This window comes from Enterobacter sp. 148H3, assembly GCF_034107425.1.
GTDB classification, from domain to species: domain Bacteria; phylum Pseudomonadota; class Gammaproteobacteria; order Enterobacterales; family Enterobacteriaceae; genus Enterobacter; species Enterobacter vonholyi.
Window position 1 is genome coordinate 205,080 of record NZ_JAWNEI010000007.1, and the last position, 21,527, is coordinate 226,606.

19 protein-coding genes are annotated in these 21,527 nt (G+C 58.2%); 7 read left to right on the forward strand and 12 right to left on the reverse strand.

Features of this window, described 5'->3' with window-relative positions:
* Nucleotides 1-63: 63 nt before the first annotated feature.
* Both ybaL and USH94_RS12670 read right to left on the reverse strand, forming a co-directional pair.
* On the reverse strand, nucleotides 64-1,740 hold the full coding sequence (ybaL, locus tag USH94_RS12665) for a YbaL family putative K(+) efflux transporter (RefSeq protein WP_111963383.1): 1,677 nt from the start codon (nucleotides 1,738-1,740) through the stop codon (nucleotides 64-66).
* Nucleotides 1,741-1,970: 230 nt separating this feature from the next.
* The gene (locus USH94_RS12670; protein WP_111963382.1) at nucleotides 1,971-3,179 is read right to left on the reverse strand and encodes an MFS transporter; all 1,209 of its coding nucleotides are present in this window, start codon (nucleotides 3,177-3,179) and stop codon (nucleotides 1,971-1,973) included.
* Nucleotides 3,180-3,348: 169 nt separating this feature from the next.
* On the opposite strand from USH94_RS12670, the gene ushA reads away from it, so the two are divergent.
* Nucleotides 3,349-5,001: a bifunctional UDP-sugar hydrolase/5'-nucleotidase UshA gene (gene ushA, locus USH94_RS12675; RefSeq protein ID WP_111963381.1), complete on the forward strand. Its 1,653-nt coding sequence runs from the start codon at nucleotides 3,349-3,351 to the stop codon at nucleotides 4,999-5,001.
* 121 nt (nucleotides 5,002-5,122) lie between these two features.
* Here ushA and ybaK read toward each other — a convergent pair whose 3' ends face one another.
* The 3 genes from ybaK to copA all read right to left on the reverse strand — a co-directional run bounded on the left by ybaK (nucleotide 5,123) and on the right by copA (nucleotide 9,145).
* The gene (gene ybaK, locus USH94_RS12680) at nucleotides 5,123-5,602 is read right to left on the reverse strand and encodes a Cys-tRNA(Pro)/Cys-tRNA(Cys) deacylase YbaK (RefSeq protein WP_023343509.1); all 480 of its coding nucleotides are present in this window, start codon (nucleotides 5,600-5,602) and stop codon (nucleotides 5,123-5,125) included.
* Between the two features lie 199 nt (nucleotides 5,603-5,801).
* Nucleotides 5,802-6,596: a TraB/GumN family protein gene (locus USH94_RS12685; RefSeq protein WP_111963380.1), complete on the reverse strand. Its 795-nt coding sequence runs from the start codon at nucleotides 6,594-6,596 to the stop codon at nucleotides 5,802-5,804.
* Between the two features lie 50 nt (nucleotides 6,597-6,646).
* Nucleotides 6,647-9,145, reverse strand: coding sequence for a copper-exporting P-type ATPase CopA (gene copA, locus USH94_RS12690; RefSeq protein ID WP_111963379.1), 2,499 nt, complete (start codon nucleotides 9,143-9,145; stop codon nucleotides 6,647-6,649).
* A 108-nt stretch (nucleotides 9,146-9,253) separates the two neighbouring features.
* On the opposite strand from copA, the gene cueR reads away from it, so the two are divergent.
* Nucleotides 9,254-9,664 carry a Cu(I)-responsive transcriptional regulator gene (cueR, locus tag USH94_RS12695; RefSeq protein WP_021241620.1) on the forward strand — a complete coding sequence of 137 codons (411 nt, stop codon included), beginning with the start codon at nucleotides 9,254-9,256 and terminating at the stop codon, nucleotides 9,662-9,664.
* On the opposite strand, the gene USH94_RS12700 is transcribed toward cueR, so the two are convergent.
* The 3 genes from USH94_RS12700 to USH94_RS12710 are packed head-to-tail and all read right to left on the reverse strand — an operon-like array spanning nucleotide 9,661 to nucleotide 11,920.
* Nucleotides 9,661-10,113: an NfeD family protein gene (locus tag USH94_RS12700; protein ID WP_032656590.1), complete on the reverse strand. Its 453-nt coding sequence runs from the start codon at nucleotides 10,111-10,113 to the stop codon at nucleotides 9,661-9,663. The genes cueR and USH94_RS12700 overlap by 4 nt on opposite strands.
* Nucleotides 10,110-11,024: an SPFH domain-containing protein gene (locus USH94_RS12705; RefSeq protein WP_008499312.1), complete on the reverse strand. Its 915-nt coding sequence runs from the start codon at nucleotides 11,022-11,024 to the stop codon at nucleotides 10,110-10,112. The genes USH94_RS12700 and USH94_RS12705 overlap by 4 nt, the downstream gene beginning before the upstream one ends.
* A gap of 44 nt (nucleotides 11,025-11,068) precedes the next feature.
* Nucleotides 11,069-11,920 carry a hypothetical protein gene (locus tag USH94_RS12710; protein ID WP_111963378.1) on the reverse strand — a complete coding sequence of 284 codons (852 nt, stop codon included), beginning with the start codon at nucleotides 11,918-11,920 and terminating at the stop codon, nucleotides 11,069-11,071.
* Nucleotides 11,921-12,063: 143 nt separating this feature from the next.
* Between USH94_RS12710 and fetA the strand changes: the two genes are divergently transcribed.
* Both fetA and fetB read left to right on the forward strand, forming a co-directional pair.
* The gene (gene fetA / locus USH94_RS12715) at nucleotides 12,064-12,735 is read left to right on the forward strand and encodes an iron efflux ABC transporter ATP-binding subunit FetA (RefSeq protein WP_111963377.1); all 672 of its coding nucleotides are present in this window, start codon (nucleotides 12,064-12,066) and stop codon (nucleotides 12,733-12,735) included.
* Nucleotides 12,728-13,510, forward strand: coding sequence for an iron efflux ABC transporter permease subunit FetB (gene fetB, locus USH94_RS12720; RefSeq protein ID WP_111963376.1), 783 nt, complete (start codon nucleotides 12,728-12,730; stop codon nucleotides 13,508-13,510). Before fetA ends, fetB begins: the two co-directional genes overlap by 8 nt.
* A 50-nt stretch (nucleotides 13,511-13,560) precedes the next feature.
* On the opposite strand, the gene USH94_RS12725 is transcribed toward fetB, so the two are convergent.
* Genes USH94_RS12725 through tesA form a run of 3 tightly spaced genes read right to left on the reverse strand, consistent with a single transcriptional unit; the run spans nucleotide 13,561 to nucleotide 15,896 of the window.
* Nucleotides 13,561-14,415: a co-chaperone YbbN gene (locus USH94_RS12725; protein WP_023310624.1), complete on the reverse strand. Its 855-nt coding sequence runs from the start codon at nucleotides 14,413-14,415 to the stop codon at nucleotides 13,561-13,563.
* 58 nt (nucleotides 14,416-14,473) lie between these two features.
* On the reverse strand, nucleotides 14,474-15,244 hold the full coding sequence (locus tag USH94_RS12730; protein WP_111963375.1) for an SDR family oxidoreductase: 771 nt from the start codon (nucleotides 15,242-15,244) through the stop codon (nucleotides 14,474-14,476).
* Between the two features lie 28 nt (nucleotides 15,245-15,272).
* Nucleotides 15,273-15,896: a multifunctional acyl-CoA thioesterase I/protease I/lysophospholipase L1 gene (tesA, locus tag USH94_RS12735; RefSeq protein WP_111963490.1), complete on the reverse strand. Its 624-nt coding sequence runs from the start codon at nucleotides 15,894-15,896 to the stop codon at nucleotides 15,273-15,275.
* On the opposite strand from tesA, the gene ybbA reads away from it, so the two are divergent.
* The 3 genes from ybbA to USH94_RS12750 all read left to right on the forward strand — a co-directional run bounded on the left by ybbA (nucleotide 15,867) and on the right by USH94_RS12750 (nucleotide 20,294).
* Nucleotides 15,867-16,553, forward strand: a complete 687-nt coding sequence (ybbA, locus tag USH94_RS12740) for a putative ABC transporter ATP-binding protein YbbA (protein ID WP_111963489.1) — start codon at nucleotides 15,867-15,869, stop codon at nucleotides 16,551-16,553. The genes tesA and ybbA overlap by 30 nt on opposite strands.
* On the forward strand, nucleotides 16,550-18,964 hold the full coding sequence (ybbP, locus tag USH94_RS12745; protein ID WP_111963374.1) for a putative ABC transporter permease subunit YbbP: 2,415 nt from the start codon (nucleotides 16,550-16,552) through the stop codon (nucleotides 18,962-18,964). The genes ybbA and ybbP overlap by 4 nt, the downstream gene beginning before the upstream one ends.
* A 184-nt stretch (nucleotides 18,965-19,148) precedes the next feature.
* Nucleotides 19,149-20,294, forward strand: coding sequence for a porin (locus USH94_RS12750; RefSeq protein WP_111963373.1), 1,146 nt, complete (start codon nucleotides 19,149-19,151; stop codon nucleotides 20,292-20,294).
* A gap of 123 nt (nucleotides 20,295-20,417) precedes the next feature.
* Here USH94_RS12750 and mnmH read toward each other — a convergent pair whose 3' ends face one another.
* Nucleotides 20,418-21,488 (reverse strand): tRNA 2-selenouridine(34) synthase MnmH, encoded by a 1,071-nt coding sequence (gene mnmH, locus USH94_RS12755; protein ID WP_111963372.1) that lies wholly within the window; start codon nucleotides 21,486-21,488, stop codon nucleotides 20,418-20,420.
* Nucleotides 21,489-21,527 lie beyond the last annotated feature (39 nt).

Here is a 21,527-nt window from a genome sequence, read left to right on the forward strand (position 1 = left end):
TTAGTGTTGATTCCCTCTCCCTGTGGGAGAGGGCAAGGGTGAGGGGACCAGATCGCACCAAACTTACCCCGTAACCGCCTCTTCAACCGGTGGTTTCTCCAGCAGCGTCAGCATGGTGTTGGCAATCTCGCGCTCGCCCATCACCACTTTATCTGCACCGCGCTCGGTAATGTACTCCACCTCGTCGTCATAGTGCGCCCGGGCGATAATCTCAATCGTTGGGCACTTCGCGCGCGCGGAGGCCACAATCTCACCCGCTTCATAGCCGTTGGGTATGGTCAGCAGCAGCCAGCGCGCGCAGTCCAGATGCGCCAGATTCATGATCTCTTCGTTCGCCGCGTTGCCCAGTACCGCACGAATACCGCGCTCGCGAAGCTCGTCGACGCGGGTGCGTGAGGTTTCAATCACCACCAGCGGAATGCCCTGCGCCATCAGCTTCTCGCCGAGCAGGCTGCCCACGCGGCCAAAGCCGACCAGCAGGGCATGATTGCAAATATCAACCGGGATCTGCTTCTCTTCTTCGATGGCTTCTTCAAGCGTCTGCTCTTCCAGCGTTTCGGTTTTATCGAGGTATTTTTCCAGCAGGGCAAACAGCACCGGGTTCAGCATAATCGACAGGATCGCCCCCGCCAGCACCAGGTTTTGTCCCGCCTGCGGCAGCAGGTTCAGGGCCATGCCCAGACCGGCCAGAATAAAGGCGAACTCACCGATCTGCGCCAGGCTGGCGGCAATGGTCAGCGCCGTCCGCGGGGAGTGGCCGAACATCCGCACCAGGAAGAAGGCGGCAAGCGACTTACCAAAAATAATGATCGCCAGCGTGCCCAGCACGGCCAGCGGCTGCTGGATCAGCACCAGCGGATCGAACAGCATCCCGACGGAGACGAAGAACAGCACGGCAAAGGCGTCGCGCAGCGGCAGGGTGTCGTGCGCCGCGCGGTGGCTCAGCTCGGATTCGTTCAGCACCATCCCGGCAAAGAACGCACCCAGCGCGAAGGAGACGTCAAACAGCTCAACGGCGCCAAAGGCGATACCCAGCGCCAGCGCCAGCACGGAGAGGGTGAACAGCTCGCGGGAGCCGGTCGCCGCGCTGCGGGACATGATCCACGGTACCAGACGGCGGCCCACCAGCATCATGATGGCGATAAACGCCACAACCTTACCGATGGTGATGCTCATATCCAGCGCCAGCGAGGCGAAGCCGACGTTGTCTTTTTCCATCATCCCGGCGACGGCGGGCAGCAGCACTAGCGTCAGGACCATAACCAGATCTTCAACAATCAGCCAGCCAATCGCGATCTGCCCGCGCTGGCTGTCAATCAGCTGTCTCTCCTCAAGCGCGCGCAGCAGCACCACGGTACTGGCGGTTGAGAGACACAGCCCAAATACGATGCCGGTCATTAGCGACCAGCTCAGCACGGCCGAAAGCGCCATCCCAAGCAGCGTCGCCACCCCTATCTGGGCGATCGCTCCCGGTATGGCAATCGACTTTACCGCCATCAAATCCTTCAGGGAAAAATGCAGACCGACGCCAAACATCAGCAGAATCACGCCCAATTCCGCCAGCTCAGGGGCCAGTTTGGTATCCGCAACAAAACCTGGGGTAAACGGTCCCGCCAGCACACCTGCCAGCAGATAACCGACAAGAGGAGAAATACGCAGTTTATTGGCAATCATGCCGAGGATAAAAGCGAGCACAAGTCCACCAACAATGGTGGTGATAAGCGGTGTGGCGTGGTGCATTCCGTCTCCTTTCGTTGTGGGTGTTCCTTTTTGGTGAAAAACCAAAAAACCGAGTAATAGTTTATGACAATTTTTACCCTTATGTTTATGAATAATTGTTGAAGTTTGAATAAAACAGCAATATGCACGTAAAAAAGCGCATTTTGATAAATTCAGCGAGTGGAGAAAGAAGAAACCCTTATGGCATCAGGGTGTCAGGCAGCCAAAGTCAAACTTTGGCTGCCCGTAATTTACGCTTTGTGGCGGTTATCAGGCAGGAATATGGTCAACATCCCAAGAAGTGGCAGGAAAGCGCAGATTTTATAAACCAGGAAGATGCTGGTGTGATCCGCAACCATCCCTAAAACCGCTGCCCCAAGCCCCCCCATGCCGAAAGCGAAACCGAAAAACAGTCCGGAAACCATACCGATACGTCCGGGCAGCAGCTCCTGGGCATAGACCAGAATGGCGGAAAACGCGGAGGCGAGGATAAAACCAATAATCACGGTTAAAATGCCCGTCCATTCAAGGCTGGCGTACGGCAAAATGAGGGTAAAGGGCGCCACGCCGAGGATAGAGCCCCAAATGACATATTTCCGCCCGATCTTATCACCCACGGGCCCGCCAATGACCGTACCGGCCGCGACGGCGAACAGGAAGGCAAACAGGTGGATCTGCGCGTTTTGTACCGATAATCCGAATTTTTGCATCAGATAAAAGGTGTAATAGCTGCTGATGCTCGCCATATAGAAGTATTTCGAGAAAATCAGCACCAGAAGGACGGAAACCGCCAGGATAACCTTATTGCGCGGCAGGGGATTGATAACCTTCGCTTTAGGTTTTCCTTTATTCACGCGATGCTGAGCGGCATACCAGCGGCTAATCTGTGCCAGCACGATAATCGCCAGCAGCGCGGCCAGAACAAACCACGCCACGTTGCCTTTACCGTACGGGGCAATAATCACCGCGGCCAGCAGCGGGCCGAGAGAGCTACCAAAATTACCGCCCACCTGGAAAAGTGACTGCGCCAGGCCATGACGACCGCCGGACGCCATGCGCGCCACGCGGGAAGACTCCGGATGGAACACGGACGAGCCGGTGCCTACCAGCGCGGCGGCAATCAGCACGGCTTCAAAACTCCCCGCCATGGCCAGCAGCACCAGGCCGCTTAAGGTAAAGCACATGCCAACCGGCAGCGACCACGGCATCGGGTATTTATCCGTCCAGTAGCCCACCACCGGCTGCAGCAGCGAGGAAGCCAGCTGGAAGGTCAGGGTGATCATCCCGATCTGCACGAAGGTTAACGAAAATTCGGACTGCAGCAGCGGGTAAATTGCCAGAATCAACGACTGGATCATATCGTTGAGCAGGTGCGAGAGACTGATTGCGCCTAAGACTTTAAAGGAGGTGCGCGACGCTGGCGCGTCCGGAACGGGCTGAGTTGATTCACTGATTGCCATAGAGAGAAGTACCACGTCTTTAGTTATTAGAGGTGCAGGGTGTAATTATTATCCGACTAACATACCCGCCCGGGACATTTGAAGAAAGTCGCAATTCTGAAAACTTATTTGTCTATTCTTATTAGTCACTGTAATTTCTGCCTTTGTCTATTGGTCAGGGAGAGAGAAGATGAAGTTAATGAAGCGGGGCGTCGCGCTGGCGCTCATCGCGGCGTGGGGTCTGGTAAGCCTGCCCGCGCAGGCGTATGAAAAAGACAAAACCTATAAAATCACCATTCTGCATACCAACGACCACCACGGCCATTTCTGGCGCAGTGAATACGGCGAATATGGCCTGTCGGCACAAAAAACGCTGGTGGACGGCATTCGTAAAGAAGTGGCGGCCCAGGGTGGCAGCGTGCTGTTGCTCTCAGGCGGCGATATCAATACCGGCGTGCCGGAATCCGACCTGCAGGACGCCGAGCCCGACTTTCGCGGCATGAATCTGATTGGCTACGACGCGATGGCCGTCGGTAACCATGAGTTTGATAATCCGCTCAGCGTGCTGCGTCAGCAGGAGAAATGGGCCAAATTCCCGTTCCTCTCCGCCAACATTTACCAGAAAAGCACCGGCGAGCGCCTGTTTAAGCCGTGGGCGCTGTTTAAGCGTCAGGATCTGAAGATCGCGGTCATCGGCTTAACCACCGACGACACGGCGAAAATTGGCAATCCCGAGTTCTTTACCGATATCGAATTCCGCAAACCGGCAGACGAAGCGAAGCTGGTGATTCAGGAGCTGCAGCAAAACGAAAAGCCGGACGTGATTATCGCCACCACCCACATGGGGCACTACGACAACGGTGAGCACGGCTCCAATGCGCCGGGCGACGTGGAGATGGCGCGCAGCCTGCCGGCGGGTTCGCTGGCGATGATTGTGGGTGGTCACTCACAGGATCCGGTTTGCATGGCGTCGGAGAATAAAAAGCAGGTGGACTACGTGCCGGGCACGCCGTGTGCGCCAGACCGTCAGAACGGTATCTGGATTGTGCAGGCGCACGAGTGGGGCAAATACGTAGGCCGGGCGGACTTTGAGTTCCGGAACGGCGAGATGAAGCTGGTGCATTATCAGCTCATTCCGGTCAACCTGAAGAAGAAAGTGACCTACCCGGACGGGAAGAGCGAGCGCGTACTTTACACGCCAGAAATCGCAGAAAACCAGCAGATGCTCTCCCTGCTGACGCCGTTCCAGAACAAAGGCAAGGCGCAGCTGGACGTGAAAATCGGCACGCTGAACGGGCGTCTGGAGGGGGACCGCAGTAAAGTTCGCTTCGTGCAGACCAACATGGGTCACCTGGTGCTGGCGGCGCAAATGGCGCGCACCGGGGCTGATTTTGGGGTGATGAGCGGCGGCGGTATTCGAGATTCCATCGAAGGTGGAAACATCACCTATAAAGACGTTCTGAAGGTGCAGCCGTTCGGTAACGTGGTGGTCTATGCCGACATGAGCGGGAAAGAGGTTGTTGAGTACCTGACCGCCGTGGCGCAGATGAAGCCGGATTCCGGGGCCTATCCGCAGTTTGCCAACGTGAGCTTCGTAGCGAAAGACGGCAAGCTTAACGACCTCAGGATCAAAGGCGAACCGGTTGACCCGGCGAAAACCTACCGTCTGGCGACGTTAAGCTTTAACGCCACCGGCGGCGACGGCTATCCGCATCTTGATAATAAACCGGGATACGTGAATACCGGCTTTATCGATGCGGAAGTGCTGAAGCAGTATATCGAGCAGAATTCGCCGATTGACGTGAATGCCTACGAGCCGAAAGGTGAGGTGAGCTGGCAGTAGCGTTGTGCGGCCTGATGCCCTCACCCAACCCTCTCCCACCGGGAGAGGGCACGAACACAAAAAAACGGTAACGCCTGTTACCGTTTTGCTTTTACCTCGTAGCCGCCACTGGGCAATTTTCTCAATCCCTGCGCGCAATATCCGCAAACTTCGCGTCCAGCATTTTCGCCAGGTCGCCCGCCGCCAGCTCAATATCCAGCCCGCGCTTGCCGCCGGATATAAAGATGGTGTCAAATTCCTGTGAAGGAGCATCGATCAGCGTCGGCAGGCGTTTTTTCTGTCCGAGCGGACTGATCCCGCCCACCAGATAGCCCGTGGTGCGTTGCGCCACCATCGGATCCGCCATATCCACCTTTTTCGCCCCCAGCGCTTTGGCGACCTTCTTCAGATCCAGCTGTCCTGCCACGGGAGTCACCGCGACGGCGAGGTGCTTCATATCGCCGTTCACCGCCACCAGCAGCGTTTTATAAACCTGGTCAGCGTTCAGCCCCAGCTTGCGCACCACTTCATCACCAAAGTTGGTTTCATTCGGATCGTGATCGTAGGTGTGGATCCGGAAAGAAATGTTGTTTTTTTCGAGTAATTTAACGGCGGGAGTCATAGCTATCCTTCTTACGACAGACAATTCATGCAGCCAGCATACGCCTGACGTTTGTCTAAAAAATAGCACCATCTTGCGCAATAGTATTGGCAGTGATGGTCACTTTGAGCGACAATCGGCTCAACCGAAGGTCTCCTTCGGCATAATAAAAACGATGAAATTCCTCTTTGACGGGCCAATAGAAATATTGGCCATTTTTTTATTTCAGCAACGACGGCAAGTTCCCTTCCCCGTACAAATGTAACGCCCCAACCGCCACCACGTAATGCCCCGCAGGTAAAGCATGCAGCGTCTCTCGCCAGGCTTTGTTACGCGCATTCATCAGCACATCATACAGCGATTCGCTGAACGTTGACGGTAACGCTAGCCTGCCGTCCGCGGGCGGCGCATCCAGCCACCAGCCAATCATCGTTTGCAGCAGGCGCGCGTTGGTGTGCCAGTGGGTCAGCGTATCGTCCAGCAGCATCAGGCCGTCGTCGGGAAGCTGCCGCAGAAGCGCAATCTGGCTGTCCGTCCCTTCCAGCTCGATGATGGGCAGACGGCGCGCCCTTGCCGCGTTCAGCAACTGGTAATCAATGCCGTAGTCACCGCGCAGGCCCAGACGCTGCGCCTGCGTGGCCTGCAGTATCATCGCGATTTGCCACAGCGGCAGGGTGTCAATCATGGAGAGCGAGACGCCCGTTTCATCGGCGACGCGCGTCAGTTCCGCAAGCTGTGTTTCATCCAGACGTTCCGCCAGGGTGAGATCGCTTTCGAGCCCGGCAAACGGCGACTCCTGACCCGAAATGTCCGCCTCAACGACCAGCGCGTCGGCGTGTTTAAGCAGTTTTATCAGGCCCGGAGGCAGGGGAGACATATCCTGCGTGCCCATATGGATGCTGCCGACCAGGTGCAGGTGTTGCCCGCCGGGAAGCGAGATATCCAGACCGGGCCAGGCGTAACGGCGAGGGAAAAGGGCGCGAAACGATGTTTTTATACGATGAAACAGACCCATACGCGCTCCATAAACGGAAAGGTTCATGCTAGCGCGTACGGGTACAAGGTTCAATCCTTCGGTTTAAACCGCAACAGCCGATTGGCGTTGCTGACCACGGTGATGGAGGAGAGCGCCATTGCCGCACCCGCGACCACCGGGTTAAGCAGCGTGCCGGTCAGCGGCCACAAAATGCCGGCAGCAATCGGGATGCCGAGCGAGTTATAGATAAACGCCCCCAGCAGGTTCTGCTTCATGTTACGCAGCGTGGCTTTTGAAATGGCCAGCGCGTCGGCAACGCCCATCAGGCTGTGGCGCATCAGCGTGATGGCTGCGGTTTCGATGGCGACATCGCTCCCGCCGCCCATTGCGATCCCCACGTCCGCCTGGGCCAGCGCCGGGGCATCGTTGATGCCGTCGCCGACCATCGCCACCTCACGACCCTGGCTTTGCAGTTTCTTGATGGCGTCCGCTTTGCCGTCCGGCAGTACGCCTGCAATGACCTCATCAATACCGGCCTCTTTTGCGATGGCGTTGGCAGTGGTCGGGTTATCCCCGGTCAGCATCACCAGACGGTAGCCCGCACGGTGCAGGCGCTGTAAGGCATCCACGCTGTCCTGGCGAAGCGGATCGCGCACGGCCAGCAGCGCGGCGGCTTTGCCATCCACCGCCAGCAGAACCGGGGTGGCGCCCTGTGACGCCTGCTCCTTCAGCTCGTTTTCCAGCGCGGCGGTATCAATACCGTTTTCATTGAGCAACGCCTGATTGCCCAGCAGCAGCGCGTGACCTTCTGCTTCACCGCTCACGCCGAGCCCGCGCAGGGTGCGGAAATTGCTCACCTGCGGCAGGGCAGACGCATTGGCTTTATCGAGAATGGCGCGCGCCAGCGGATGGCTTGAGCCTTGCTCCAGCGCGGCGGCAAGCCGAAGCGCCTGTTCTTCGGTAATGCCAGCGGTCGTAACGGCGACCACCTGTGGTTTACCTTCGGTCAGCGTGCCGGTTTTATCAAACACCAGCGTGTCCAGGGTGCTGGCCCGCTGCAGCGCGTCCGCGTCCCGCACCAGTACGCCAAATTCGGCCGCGCGGCCTACGCCGGAGATAATCGACATCGGCGTCGCGAGGCCCAGGGCGCAAGGACAGGCGATGATCAGCACCGTGGTGGCGATTACCAGGGTATACACAATCTGCGGTGCCGGGCCGAAAAAATACCAGATAGCCGCGCTCAGCAGGGCAATGCCGACCACCACCGGCACAAAAATGGCCGAGATTTTATCAGCAAGCTGGCCTATCTCCGGCTTGCTGCTTTGCGCCTGGCGCACCATGCGGATAATACGCGACAGCGTGGTGTGGCTGCCGACGGCACTGGCGGTGAACAGCACGCTGCCGTCCTGCACCACCGTACCGGCATGCACGGCGTCGCCATCTGATTTCTGCTGGGGAATAGGCTCCCCGGTCAGCATCGCTTCATCCAGCCAGGCTTCGCCCTGGGTTATCTTACCGTCAACGGGAACGCGGTCCCCCGTGGTCAGACGCAGCGTCATGCCGGGCTGAACCTCAGCCAATGGAACGCTCTTTTCCCCCTCGTCCGTGACCACGCGGGCCGTCGGCGGGGTTAAATCAAGCAATCTTTCCAGCGCTTTCGATGAGCGCTGGCGGGCGCGGGCTTCCAGCATATGGCCTAAGTTGATCAGGCCGATAATCATTGCGCTCGCTTCATAATAGAGATGCCGCGCTTCCATCGGGAACCACTGGGGCCAGACGTTCACGCTCATCGAATAGAGCCACGCCGCGCCGGTACCGAGCGCAACCAGCGTATCCATCGTCGCGGTGCGGTTTTTCAGGCTCTTCCAGGCGCTGGTATAGAAATGACCGCCTGCGAATACCATCACCGCCAGGGTAATCAGACCGATCGCCAGCCACAGGGTGCGGTTGTCAGCGGTGACCATCATATTGTCACCCATCATGCCCCACACCATCACCGGAATACCCACCAGCAGGGCGACAATCGCCTGCCAGCGGAAGCGCTTCATGGTGGCGATAGCCGTTTCCTGCTGGCGCTCGCGACGCTCGGCATCGTCTTCGATGGCCTCCGCGCCGTAGCCCGCTTTCTCAACGGCCTGCACTAACTCTGCGGCGGAGGCGCTGCCCATCACCAGCGCAGTACGCTCCGCAAGATTGACCCGTGCCTGGGCGACGCCCGGTACCGCCTGCAGGGCGTTTTGTACCCGGGAGACGCAGCTGGCGCAGCTCATGCCGTTGATCAGCAGCTGTTGGCTGTCATCAATATCATCCGCTGCCGGAAGCTCAGGAGTGGCCGCTGTCAGTGCTTCCGACGGGGATGATGACTCTGCCAGCGGTTTAGCCTTTGGGTGGCTTAACTCCGCCCCGTAACCGGCCTGCTTGATAGTATCAATCAGCGCATCCGCGCTGGCGCTGCCGGTCACGGCCGCATGATCGATAGTGACGTCAGCGCTTTCCACATCAGGGCGCTGTTCCAGGCTTTCTTTAACGCGTTTGACGCAGTGGCCGCAGGAGAGGCCGTCCAACGTCAGGTCGATAGTGTGAGACATAACAAAACTCCCGTATAATATATTGGTCAGTTGTTGACCGGAGTAACGCTTTTCGCTAACTGTTATGAAGGTTAAACCTTCCATCAAGGGGAAGGTCAAGGGGGAAATGTGAATATCAGTGACGTGGCAAAAAAAACCGGCTTAACCAGCAAAGCGATCCGCTTTTATGAAGAGAAGGGGCTGGTCACGCCGCCGCTGCGCAGTGAAAACGGCTACCGCAGCTACACGCAGCTGCATCTGGATGAGCTGACGCTGCTTCGCCAGGCAAGACAGGTTGGGTTTAATCTGGAAGAGTGCGGCGAGCTGGTTAACCTGTTCAACGATCCGAAGCGTCACAGCGCCGACGTGAAAAAACGCACGCTGGAAAAAGTGGCCGAAATTGAACGCCACATCGTCGAGCTGCAGGCGATGCGCGAACAGCTGCTGCAGCTCGCGGACTCCTGTCCGGGGGATGACAGCGCCGACTGCCCGATTATCGATAATCTTGCCGGCTGCTGCCACCGTAAAACCCACGCTTAGCAGGCTTTCACCCGCAGGGTAATGCCTTCCACGGCAATGACCTCCACCCGCGTGCCGGCGCTGAGGTCATCGTCGGCCACCACCGGCCACGAGCTGTCGCCCACCCGCATGTGTCCGCGTCCGTTCACCAGCGCGGTGTCGAGCGTAAAACGCTTGCCGACAATCTGCTGTCCGCGCTGGTTAAGGTGGGCGTCGACCGGTTTCTGCTCTTTGACCCGCCGGTTAAGCCAGCGCCACCACAGCCAGGCGGCCACCAGCGTCAGCGCGGCGAACAGCGCGCCCTGCCACGCCCAGTCCAGGGGAAGGATCCAGACCAGAAGACCCGTAATGACGGCGGCAACACCGCTCCAGAGCAGGTAGCCGTTGCCGCCCAGCATCTCCGCCGCCAGCAATAAGCCGCCGAGGCTTAGCCAGAAGGCGTGAGGATGTGCAACAATCAGCTCAATCATTTTTTACGCTCGTTTCCGCTGTCCTTGATCAGTTCGGCTATGCCCGCGATAGAGCCCATCAGGCTGCTGGCGTCCAGCGGCATCATCACCACTTTGCTGTTGTTCGCGGAGCCGATCTCTTTCAGCGCGTCGGTATATTTTTGCGCAACAAAGTAGTTCACGGCCTGGATATCACCGGCGGCAATCGCCTCGGACACCATCTGGGTGGCGCGGGCTTCCGCTTCGGCTGAACGTTCACGCGCTTCCGCCTGTAAAAACGCGGACTGACGGTCGCCTTCCGCTTTCAGGATCTGCGACTGTTTTTCCCCTTCCGCTTTGAGGATCTCCGCCTGGCGTACCCCTTCGGCTTCCAGAATGTAGGCGCGCTTGGTTCGCTCGGCCTTCATCTGGGCGTTCATGGAGGCGATCAGCTCCGCCGGTGGGCGCACGTCGCGGATCTCGATGCGGGTGACTTTGATCCCCCACGGGTTGGTGGCCTCATCGACAATGTGCAGCAGGCGGGTGTTAATGCTGTCGCGCTGGGAAAGCATCTCGTCCAGCTCCATCGAGCCGAGCACGGTACGGATGTTGGTCATCGTCAGGTTGACGATCGCCAGCTCCAGGTTGCTGACTTCATAGGCCGCCTTCGGCGCGTCAATCACCTGAATAAAGCACACGGCGTCGATGGTGACGTTGGCGTTATCCTTTGAGATCACTTCCTGGGAAGGAATGTCCAGCACCTGTTCCATCATGTTGATCTTGCGTCCAATTCTGTCCATGAACGGGACAATCAGGCTTAAGCCGGGCTGGAGCGTGTTGGTGTATCGGCCGAAACGCTCGACGGTCCACTGATAACCCTGAGGGACAATTTTGACGCCAGCGCCCACGATAACCAGCGCAACGAAAATAAGGACGGGAACAACGATAAGCATAAAAACCTCCTGTTTTGCATGCCGTGATGAGTGAAAGTGTGTGTTTATTGCTCGTAAGTATAGGTAAAGTCAGAGATGAAGCCATCACCCGCTTCGGCAATGGCTTTGGATAATCCCTGGTAGTAATTCTCCAGCCCCAGCGCTTCGATGCGCTGGATCTGTTCGCGAATGGGGGCGCAGAACAGAACGGCATTTCCCGCCTCAACGCGTTTGTTATTCGGTGGAAGGTCGCCCGCGATGGCTTTAAACCAGGTTCTGATGCCCTGCTTTAAATTATGCGGCGCTTTTGCCAGGTTATCCATGCCCGTCAGGATCTGCAGAGTAGGGAACTCATCGGCCTGCACGGCGGTTTTCATGCGCGCAAAGAACTGGCTGAACAGCTCGAACGATCCCAGATCGGTGACGCGGGGTTTGGTCGTTTTACCGTTTTTATTGCCGATTTTGCCTGCCGCTGACGCCGCGGCCGGAACCGCATTCACCTTTTCCAGCTCCAGCCCGAATAACAAATTACAGTGCGCACGGCGCGCTTTCAGCGGGTAGGACATCAGGACCTCAATGAACCGGGTGGCTTTCACATCCGCAAGATCGTGGTTGATAAGCCACTGTGTGCGTGAAAATTCCGCCGGAGAGACGAACCAGTCCGGCACTTCATTGAAGCGTTTTGATTTGCCTTTACCGTCAAATTCAAGGAAGTGTGTCCCGTTGTCGAAGGCGAAATAGCAATTTTTGAAGCTGCCGATCGTGGTGTTCACGATGAGCGCCTTCTTAACAAAATCGACCACCTCTGCACCTATCACAAAACGCGTGAGTTCCGACGATTTGATGACTTCCATTAATGTTTCGACATCAGGAACACCAGGCTTCAGGGAAGGAAACTCATAAAAGATATGTGCCATGCTGCATACTTCCTGTAGTGATGGTGGTGACAATTTATAAACAAAAAGTTTAACACTTGCTTCAGCGTGAGGCTATTCGCGCTGTGCGGGCGAAAGGATTATGCTACAGGCGGTTATTACACGAAGCGGTTAACGGAAGCGCAATGAACGATAAAAAAAACCTTTTGCATCTCAGGGACGTCGGGTTTCGAGTCGGGGAAAACACGATCCTGCAGCACGTCGGGTTTAGCCTGTCGCCGGGCGAGTTTAAATTAATCACGGGTCCCTCAGGCTGTGGGAAAAGCACGCTGCTGAAGATTGTGGCTTCACTCCTCAGCCCGACGGAGGGAGCCATTCTGTTTGAAGGCGAGGATATCGCGTCGCTTTCCCCGGAAAGCTATCGCCAGCAGGTCTCGTACTGCGTGCAAACGCCCGCGCTTTTTGGCGATACGGTTTACGACAACCTGATTTTCCCGTGGCAAATTCGCAATAAAACGCCGGAGCCGGAAACGTTTACCCACGATCTGGCCCGCTTTGGCCTGGCGCAGGAGACGCTGACCAAATCCATCAACGCGCTGTCGGGCGGCGAAAAGCAGCGGGTCTCGCTGATCCGCAACCTGCAGTTTTTACCGAAGGTGCTTTTGCTGGATGAAATAACCAGCGCGCTTGATGACGTTAACAAGCGCAACGTCAACGAGATAATTCATCGCTACGCCCGGGAGCAGAACATTGCCGTGCTGTGGGTGACGCACGACGCTAACGAAATAACCCATGCGGATGACGTGATTACGCTCCAGCCGCACGGCGGAAAAATGCAGGAGGCAAACCGTGGGTGAACATAACATTACCAACGAATCTCTGGCCTTTTCGATGGTGCTGGTGCTGATTGCGATTGTGGTCAGCTACCGGGAAAAGCTGGGGCTGGAAAAAGATATCGTGTGGAGTATCTGCCGCGCGGTGGTTCAGCTCATCATCGTCGGCTATGTGCTGAAGTATATCTTCAACGTTAACCACGCGGTGCTGACGCTGCTGATGGTGCTCTTTATCTGCTTTAACGCGGCGTGGAATGCGCAAAAGCGCAGTAAATACATTGATAAGGCGTTTGTTTCATCGTTTATCGCGATTACCACCGGAACGGCGCTCACGCTGGCGGTGCTGGTACTTTCCGGCTCGATTGAGTTTACGCCGATGCAGGTTATCCCTATCTCGGGGATGATTGCGGGGAACGCGATGGTGGCCGTTGGGCTCTGTTACAACAATCTCGGCCAGCGTTTCAGCAGCGAACAGCAGCAGCTGCAGGAGAAACTAAGCCTGGGGGCGACGCCTAAAGTGGCCTCGGCGCGGCTGATTCGCGAAAGCATTCGCTCATCGCTGATCCCGACCGTGGATTCCGCCAAAACGGTGGGGCTTGTGAGCCTGCCGGGCATGATGTCGGGGCTGATTTTTGCCGGTATCGATCCGGTAAAAGCGATTAAGTACCAGATCATGGTGACGTTTATGCTGCTTTCCACGGCAAGCCTGTCGACCATCATTGCCTGCTACCTGACCTATCGGAAGTTCTACAACGCGCGCCACCAGCTGGTGGTGACGCAGTTGAAAAAGATGGGGTAATATCGGCATTTCCAGGCCCGGTAAGGCGAAGCCGCCACCGGGCTTTTTTATCAATACAACAGCGCGTAAAGCTGACGACGATACTTCGACGCCAGCGCGTCTCCGGTGCCCAGCGCGGCCAGGATCTCCTGGAACATCTTGCGCGCCTGACCGTCTGCGGCGGCTAAATCTTTTTGCAGATGGCTGAAAAGCAGCTCAAGCGCTTCTTCGTTACGCCCCACCTGATGCAGCTGCAGCGCAAGCTGGCTTGCCAGCGCGGCATCTGCCGGGTTGTCGGCTACCTGCTGCTGCAGCTGCTGAATTTCCGGGGTGTCCGCCGCCTGCTTCAGGAGCTCAATTTGTGCAACCAGCCCCTGATAGCGGGTGTCCTGATCCTGGAGCGGAACCGTTTTGAGTACGGCTTCCGCGTCTTCTGAGCGGTGCAGGGCGATCTGCGTTTCCGCCAGCAGCAGGCCAATCTGGCTGTTCTGATTCGACAGCTGCCACGCCTCTTTGAGCAGCGGCAGCGCTTCGTCGTATTTGCCTTCCTGCATCAGCGCCATGCCTTCCTGCGCTTTCAGCTCTTCTTCGCGCGGCAGCACTTTATCCAGCAGGGCGCGAATCGCCTCTTCCGGCTGCGGCCCCTGGAAACCGTCAACAGGCTGGCCGTTCTGGAACAGATAGACGGTAGGGATGGCGCGCAGGCCAAACTGAGACGCTACCATCGGCTCGGCGTCGCAGTCCAGCTTGGCGAGAATGAACTGACCGTTGTACTGGGCGGCAAGGCTTTCCAGCACCGGCGTCAGCTGCAGGCAGTGTTGGCTGCGTTCAGACCAGAAGTAGAACAGGACCGGTTTGGTCATCGACTGTTCAAGAGTCTGTTGCAGGTTAGCTTCTGTGATATTGACGATATTCTGTACGGACATGCGGCTTTCTCTTTTGTCGGTTTGTTCTTTACATGGGGATGAGCGTCGTCGCTTCAACTCAACCGCGCAAAATTTTGTCCATCATCCTGCCCGGCAGCAGGCGTTTTAACCAGCCTACGGCATGGGTGACCAGCGTTACCGGATAGCGCATTTTGGGATGGTCGCTCTCAAAAGCATGGCGCACTTTGGCCACCACCGCTTCGGGCCCGAGGGTAAAACGCGCGGCGATGCCGGGGTTCTCGACCGGTTTATCCGCCTGGGTCTGGTTCACGTTTTCGGTAAAGCGGGTGCGGATCGGGCCGGGCTCAATCAGGCTGACCTTAATGCCGCTGTGGCGTAACTCCATGCGCAGGGCGTCGGACCAGGCCTCCAGCGCATATTTGCTGGCGGCGTAGGCGCCGCGGCCCGGGGTGGAAATCAGTCCCATCACCGACGACGTCATCACGATGCGCCCTTCACCGTGCGGCAGCATCGCGGGGAGCAGACGCATGGTGAGCTGATGCACGCCGAAGAAGTTGGTCGAAAACTGCTTCTCCAGCGTTTCGCGGGTGAGGGTATCCAGCGGGCCATACACGCCGTAGCCGGCATTATTAAAGAGCCCGTACAGACGATTACCGGTCAGCGCGATCACCTCATCGGCGGCGCGCTCAACGCTTTCCGGCGAGTCCATATCCAGCAGCACGCCGGTAAAGCCCAGACCGTTCATGCGTTCGACGTCGTCAGGTTTACGACAGGCCGCCAGAACCCGAAACCCCTGGCGCTTCAGTTCGAGCGCGCTTTCCAGGCCGATTCCACTGGAACATCCTGTAATTAAGACCGATTTTTGCATAACTTTACCTGTCAGGATCTCCGCTTAATCAGGAGTCATGTTTAACTAAAGGAGCCAGCCGCGTTGCCATCCAGTCGGCAATAAACGGCTGCGCATCGCGATTGGGGTGGATCCCGTCGTCTTGCATCCACTGGGGTTTGAGATAGACCTCTTCCATGAAAAATGGCAGCAGCGGAATATCAAACTCTTTGGCAAGCTTAGGGTAGATCGCGCTAAAGGCCTCATTATACCGACGACCGTAGTTGGCGGGCAGGCGAATTTGCATCAGCAGCGGCTGGGCGTTTGCCGCCTTGATGTCCTGCAAAATGGTACGCAGCGTTTGCTCGGTTTGCTGAGGCTGGAAACCGCGCAATCCATCATTACCGCCAAGCTCAACCAGCACCCAGCGCGGCTTATGCTGTTTGAGCAGCGCAGGCAGGCGCGATAAACCCTGCTGCGAGGTATCGCCGCTGATGCTGGCGTTGATTACAGCGGTCTTGCTTTGCCATTTGTCATTGAGCAGGGCGGGCCAGGCCGCGCTGGCCGCCATGCGATAGCCTGCGCTCAGGCTGTCGCCGAGAACCAGTAACGTGTCCGCTGCCGCCGCGCGGAAGGTCATCAGAATCAAAAACAGGAAGGGCAAATGCCAGCGGAAAACAGTGTTGAAGTTCATCATCTTAAGAAGTCCGTCGGTCAGGGGGAGCACGAGCTTTCCATCCTTACTGGAGTTGAACTCGTTGTCAAACGCGCTGAAACCATCGCGCTGATTGGCGAATCCGGTTCCGGCAAGTCCACGCTGCTGGCGATTTTGGCCGGTCTGGACGACGGCAGCAGCGGCGAGGTCCATCTTGTCGGACAGCCGCTGCATCAGCTTGATGAAGAGGCGCGGGCCGCGCTGCGCGCGCGTCACGTTGGTTTTGTCTTTCAGTCCTTTATGCTGATCCCGACCCTGAACGCGCTGGAAAACGTCGAGCTCCCGGCGCTGCTGCGCGGTGAAAATAGCCGTGAAAGCCGCGCTCACGCGAAGGCGCTGCTGGAACAGCTCGGTCTGGGGAAACGTCTCAACCATCTTCCCGCCCAGCTTTCCGGCGGTGAGCAGCAGCGCGTGGCGCTGGCCCGCGCGTTTAACGGCCGCCCTGAGGTGCTGTTTGCCGATGAGCCTACCGGCAACCTTGATCGTAACACCGGAGACCGGATTGCCGACCTGCTGTTTTCGCTCAACCGCGAGCACGGCACTACGCTTATCCTTGTGACCCACGATCCGCAGCTCGCCGCGCGCTGCGACCGTCGTCTGCGGCTGGTGAACGGCGTTCTGCAGGAGGAAGCATGATTACCCGCTGGTTCTGGCGCGAGTGGCGCTCCCCCTCGCTGCTGATTGTCTGGCTGGCGCTAAGCCTGGCAGTGGCCTGCGTGCTGGCGCTCGGCAGCGTCAGTGACCGCATGGAAAAAGGGCTCAGCCAGCAGAGCCGGGAGTTTATGGCGGGGGACAGGGCGCTGGAAAGCTCCCGCCCCGTGCCGTCGGGCTGGATTGAATCAGCGCGCAAAGAAGGGCTGAAGGTGGGGGAACAAATCACCTTCCAGACCATGACCTTCGCGGGCGACACGCCGCAGTTGGCGAGCGTCAAGGCCGTCGATGATATCTACCCGATGTACGGTGACTTACAAACCAGTCCGCCAGGGTTAAAGCCGACGCCCGGTACGGTGCTGCTGGCATCGCGTCTGATGGCGCTGCTGAACCTGAAACCTGGAGACAGTATCGACGTCGGCGACGCCACGCTGAAAATCGCCGGGGAAGTGGTGCAGGAGCCCGACGGCGGTTTTAACCCGTTCCAGCTTGCGCCTCGCCTGCTGATGAACACCGCGGATGTCGCGGCCACCCATGCCGTACAGCCGGGCAGCCGCGTCACCTGGCGCTATAAGTTTGGCGGCACGCCCGCCCAGCTTGCCGCTTATGAAAAATGGCTTATGCCGCAGCTCAAACCAGAGCACCGCTGGTACGGGCTGGAGCAGGACGAGGGGGCGCTCGGTAAATCTCTGGAGCGCTCTCAGCAGTTCCTGCTGCTGTCGGCACTGTTAACCCTGCTGCTGGCGGTGGCGGCGGTGGCCGTGGCGATGGGGCACTACTGCCGCAGCCGCTACGACCTGGTGGCGATCCTCAAAACCCTGGGGGCGGGCCGGGCGCAGCTGCGCAAGCTGATTGTCGGCCAGTGGCTGATGCTTCTGGTTCTGTCGGCGCTGACCGGCGGCATAATGGGGCTGCTGTTTGAAAAACTGCTGATGGTGATGCTGAAACCGGTGCTCCCTGCCGCATTGCCGCCTGCCAGCCTCTGGCCGTGGCTGTGGGCGATGGGCGCGATGACGGTGATCTCGGTGCTGGTGGGGCTCCGACCCTACCGCCTGCTGCTCGCCACGCAGCCGCTGCGCGTGCTCCGTAACGATGTGGTGGCGAACGTCTGGCCGCTGAAGTTCTACCTTCCGGTGATTATTGCGGTGGCGGTGGGGCTGCTGGCGTGGCTGATGGGGGGCAGCACGCTGCTGTGGGCGGTGCTGGCCGGGGCGGTTGTGCTGGCGCTGCTGTGCGGTGTGCTGGGCTGGATCCTACTCAACCTCCTGAAAAGGGTGACGGTAAAATCGCTGCCCGTGCGCCTGGCGGTCAACCGACTGCTGCACCAGCCCTGGTCTACGCTCAGCCAGCTGTCGGCGTTCTCGCTGTCGTTTATGCTGCTGGCGCTACTGCTGGTGCTGCGCGGCGATCTACTCGATCGCTGGCAGCAGCAGTTGCCGCCTGAAAGCCCGAACTATTTCCTGATCAATATCGCGCCTGAGCAGGTTACGCCGCTGAAGGGCTTCCTGTCGGAGCATCACATCGTTCCCGAGTCGTTCTATCCCATCGTTCGCGCGCGTCTGACGCAGATCAACGGGCAGCCAACGGAGGGGAATAAGGACGAGTCGCTTAACCGCGAGCTGAACCTCACCTGGCAGGAGAAACGCCCTGACCACAACCCGATAACCGCCGGCACCTGGCCGCCGAAAGCGGGGGAAGTGTCGATGGAGGAGGGGCTGGCGACGCGGCTGAACGTGAAGCTGGGGGACAGCGTCACCTTCACAGGCGATACGCAGGATTTCACCGCGAAGGTCACCAGCCTGCGTAAGGTGGACTGGGAGAGCCTGCGGCCCAACTTCTTCTTTATCTTCCCGCCGGGTGCGCTGGACGGGCAGCCGCAGAGCTGGCTGACCAGCTTCCGCTGGGAAAACGGCAACGGCATGCTGACCCAGCTCAACCGGGAGTTTCCGACGGTCAGCCTGCTGGATATCGGCGCGATCCTCAAACAGGTGGGGCAGGTGCTGGAGCAGGTGAGCCGCGCGCTGGAGGTGATGGTGGTGCTGGTGACGATCTGCGGCGTGCTGTTGCTGCTGGCCCAGGTGCAGGTGGGCATGCGCCAGCGCCATCAGGAACTGGTGGTTTACCGCACGCTGGGGGCCGGAAAGCGGCTGCTGCGAATGACGCTCTGGAGCGAGTTTGCGCTGCTGGGGCTGGTGGCCGGTCTGGTGGCCGCCATTGGCGCAGAGACGGCGCTGGCGGTGCTGCAGACAAAGGTCTTCGACTTCCCGTGGGAGCCTGACTGGCGTCTTTGGTTGATCCTGCCTCTGTGCGGCGCTGCGCTGCTTTCTCTCTGCGGAGGCTGGCTCGGCACGCGGCTGTTAAAGGGCAAAGCCCTGTTCCGTCAGTTTGCCAGTTGATTTAGCACTGTGATAATTACGCGTCGGTTTTTAATTCCGGCGCGTAGTATTAAAATGGCACAAAGTGATAATACCCACTCATTTAGTAGCACAAAACATTAAAAAACCGACCACACGGCCCGATTATTTCCAGTTAATATTCACCCGCTAAATATTTAGCAGCGTGTCTATTAAGGGAAAAATAATGACTATAAAAAAATCAGCGCTGGCGGTAACGATCGGCGCGGCAGTGGCATTGACTACCTTCGCTTCTCAGGCGGAAATCACGGTTCTTAAGCAGGATCCTCAGGCGGGTAACCCGCTGAGCCGCCTGAACTTCACCGTTGGCGGCAGCATTCGTCCTCAGTTCCAGAACATGACCGGCGACGACGGTAAAAACAGCTACAAGCGTAACGGTTTTGACGGCGGTACCCGCTTCCGTTTTGCAGCAGATTACTACCTGTTTGATGACATCAGCTGGGTAAGCTACTACGAGCTGGGCGTGAACTTCCCTGCAATGTTCAACTGGGATAACCACTACAGCGAGAGCGACCACGACACGACGCGTCGTATGCTCTACACCGGTCTGAAGAGCGACACCTGGGGTACGCTGACCTTCGGCCAACAGAACAGCGTTTACTATGATGTGGTGGGTGCGAAAACCGATATCTGGGACTACGACATGATCGGTCAGGCGCCGGGTAACGGGATCAAAGGCGATTACGACGGTTCTTACCGTTCACGTAAGATGCTGAAATATAAGAAAACCGTGGGCGATGCTGACATCTACGCATCTTACCTGTTTGAAGACAGCGAATACCTGCCGGGCAACGGCCTGCGCTACAAGCGTAAAGGCGGCGGCTCGCTGGGTCTGGATTACCACCTGACCACCGATCTGACCTGGGGCGCCGCGTGGAACTACACCCGCGCGGATATGCGTAATCCGGACAACGGCGACAGCAAAACCTATGACCAGAACATCCTCGGTACTGCGCTGAGCTGGACCCCGGACAACTGGACCTTCTCCGTTGGCGGCGGCTGGTACCAGAACTTCATGACCACCAAAAAAGTGTCTGTTAACGACTACTTTGCGGGCGACGCGTGGGGTATTGAGTACTTCGCAGGTTACAAATTCCCAGTCGGTCAGTACGCGGTGAAATCCATCCAGCCTTACTTCATGGGCGACCGTATTGACTACGTGAACGGCCGTAACTACCAGCGCATCGACAACGGCGTGGGTATCAGCTTCCAGCTGGATTACGGTTTCCGCGTGGATTACGAACACGTGTTCACTTCCAGCACCGACAACCTGGGCGACATGAACCTGGTGCGTCTGCGTTACGACTTCTAAGCCGTGTTGTAGGGTGCGGCCTGATGCCCTCACCCTGACCCTCTCCCACGGGGAGAGGGAAAAAACATTAAAAACGGCAACCCAGGTTGCCGTTTTGCTTTTACCTCGCCACCCGGCTTTTTTTCAGCGATTAAGCCAGTCAGCGACCTCGCCGTACGTCCCGCGATAGACAATTTTCTCCGCCTTTTTCTCCAGCTGATAGCCGTACATCGGGTCGTAATAGTCGTTCAGCAGCGGCGCAAGCCAGCTGAAGTGCGCGTCCGTGCGGCCAGATCGTTGCTGTTCCAACAGCGCGGAATCTAACAGCGCGGTAAATTCCGCAAAGCGCTGCAGCCCCAGGCGGCGGCGAATGGCGAACAGGCCGTGATGCAGGTACTCGCTGTATTCTTTCCATCCCGCTTCTTCACCGTAGGCCGCAGAAAAATCCGCCCACATGTGGTCGAAATACTCTTCGCGCAGCCGTTCAAGACGGATCTCAAACGGATCCTCGACCACCACGATAGGGGCTTCAACCATGCGGTCGCGCAGGCACTCCGGCAGGTGGTTGGAGCCAATCATCCGGCCTTCGTCTTCCAGCACCCAGCGCGCGGCGTCTTTTTTCAGGAGCTCAGCCGCAAGGTGATTTTCAAAGCTGGCCTGGGAAAGCTGCGGCGTGAGCGTGCGGCCAAACGACGAACCGCGATGGTGCGCCAGCCCTTCCAGATCGATACCCTGCGCGTGCTGCTTCACCAGCAGGGTTTTACCGTTCCCGGTACAGCCGCCAATAAGCACCATCGGCTTTTGCGACTGCTCAATGGTCACCTGAATCGCAGTCTGGCGCAGGGCCTTATAGCCGCCGCGGATCAGCGGGTAGTCGATACCCGCCTCTTTCAGCCAGGCCTGTGAGATATGCGAGCGCTGGCCGCCGCGCGCGCAGCAGAGAAAGCCCTCAGGATGGGCAAGGCTGGCTTCCCGCCAGGCGTTGATGCGTGCTTCACGCGTGTCGCCGTTCACCAGGCGATGGCCGAGCGCCAGCGCGGCCTCGGGGCCCTGGCTTTTATAGCAGGTGCCGACGGCGGCGCGCTCGTCGTCATTCATCAACGGCAGGTTAATGGCGGCGGGCATCGCACCCTGGGCAAATTCGATCGGCGCGCGAACGTCGATTAAAGGGGTATCAGACGCGAGGATCGCGCGATAGTCCGTTCCATCGTTCATGGTTATTCCAGAAGAAAACTCAGCAGCAATGGGCGGGGA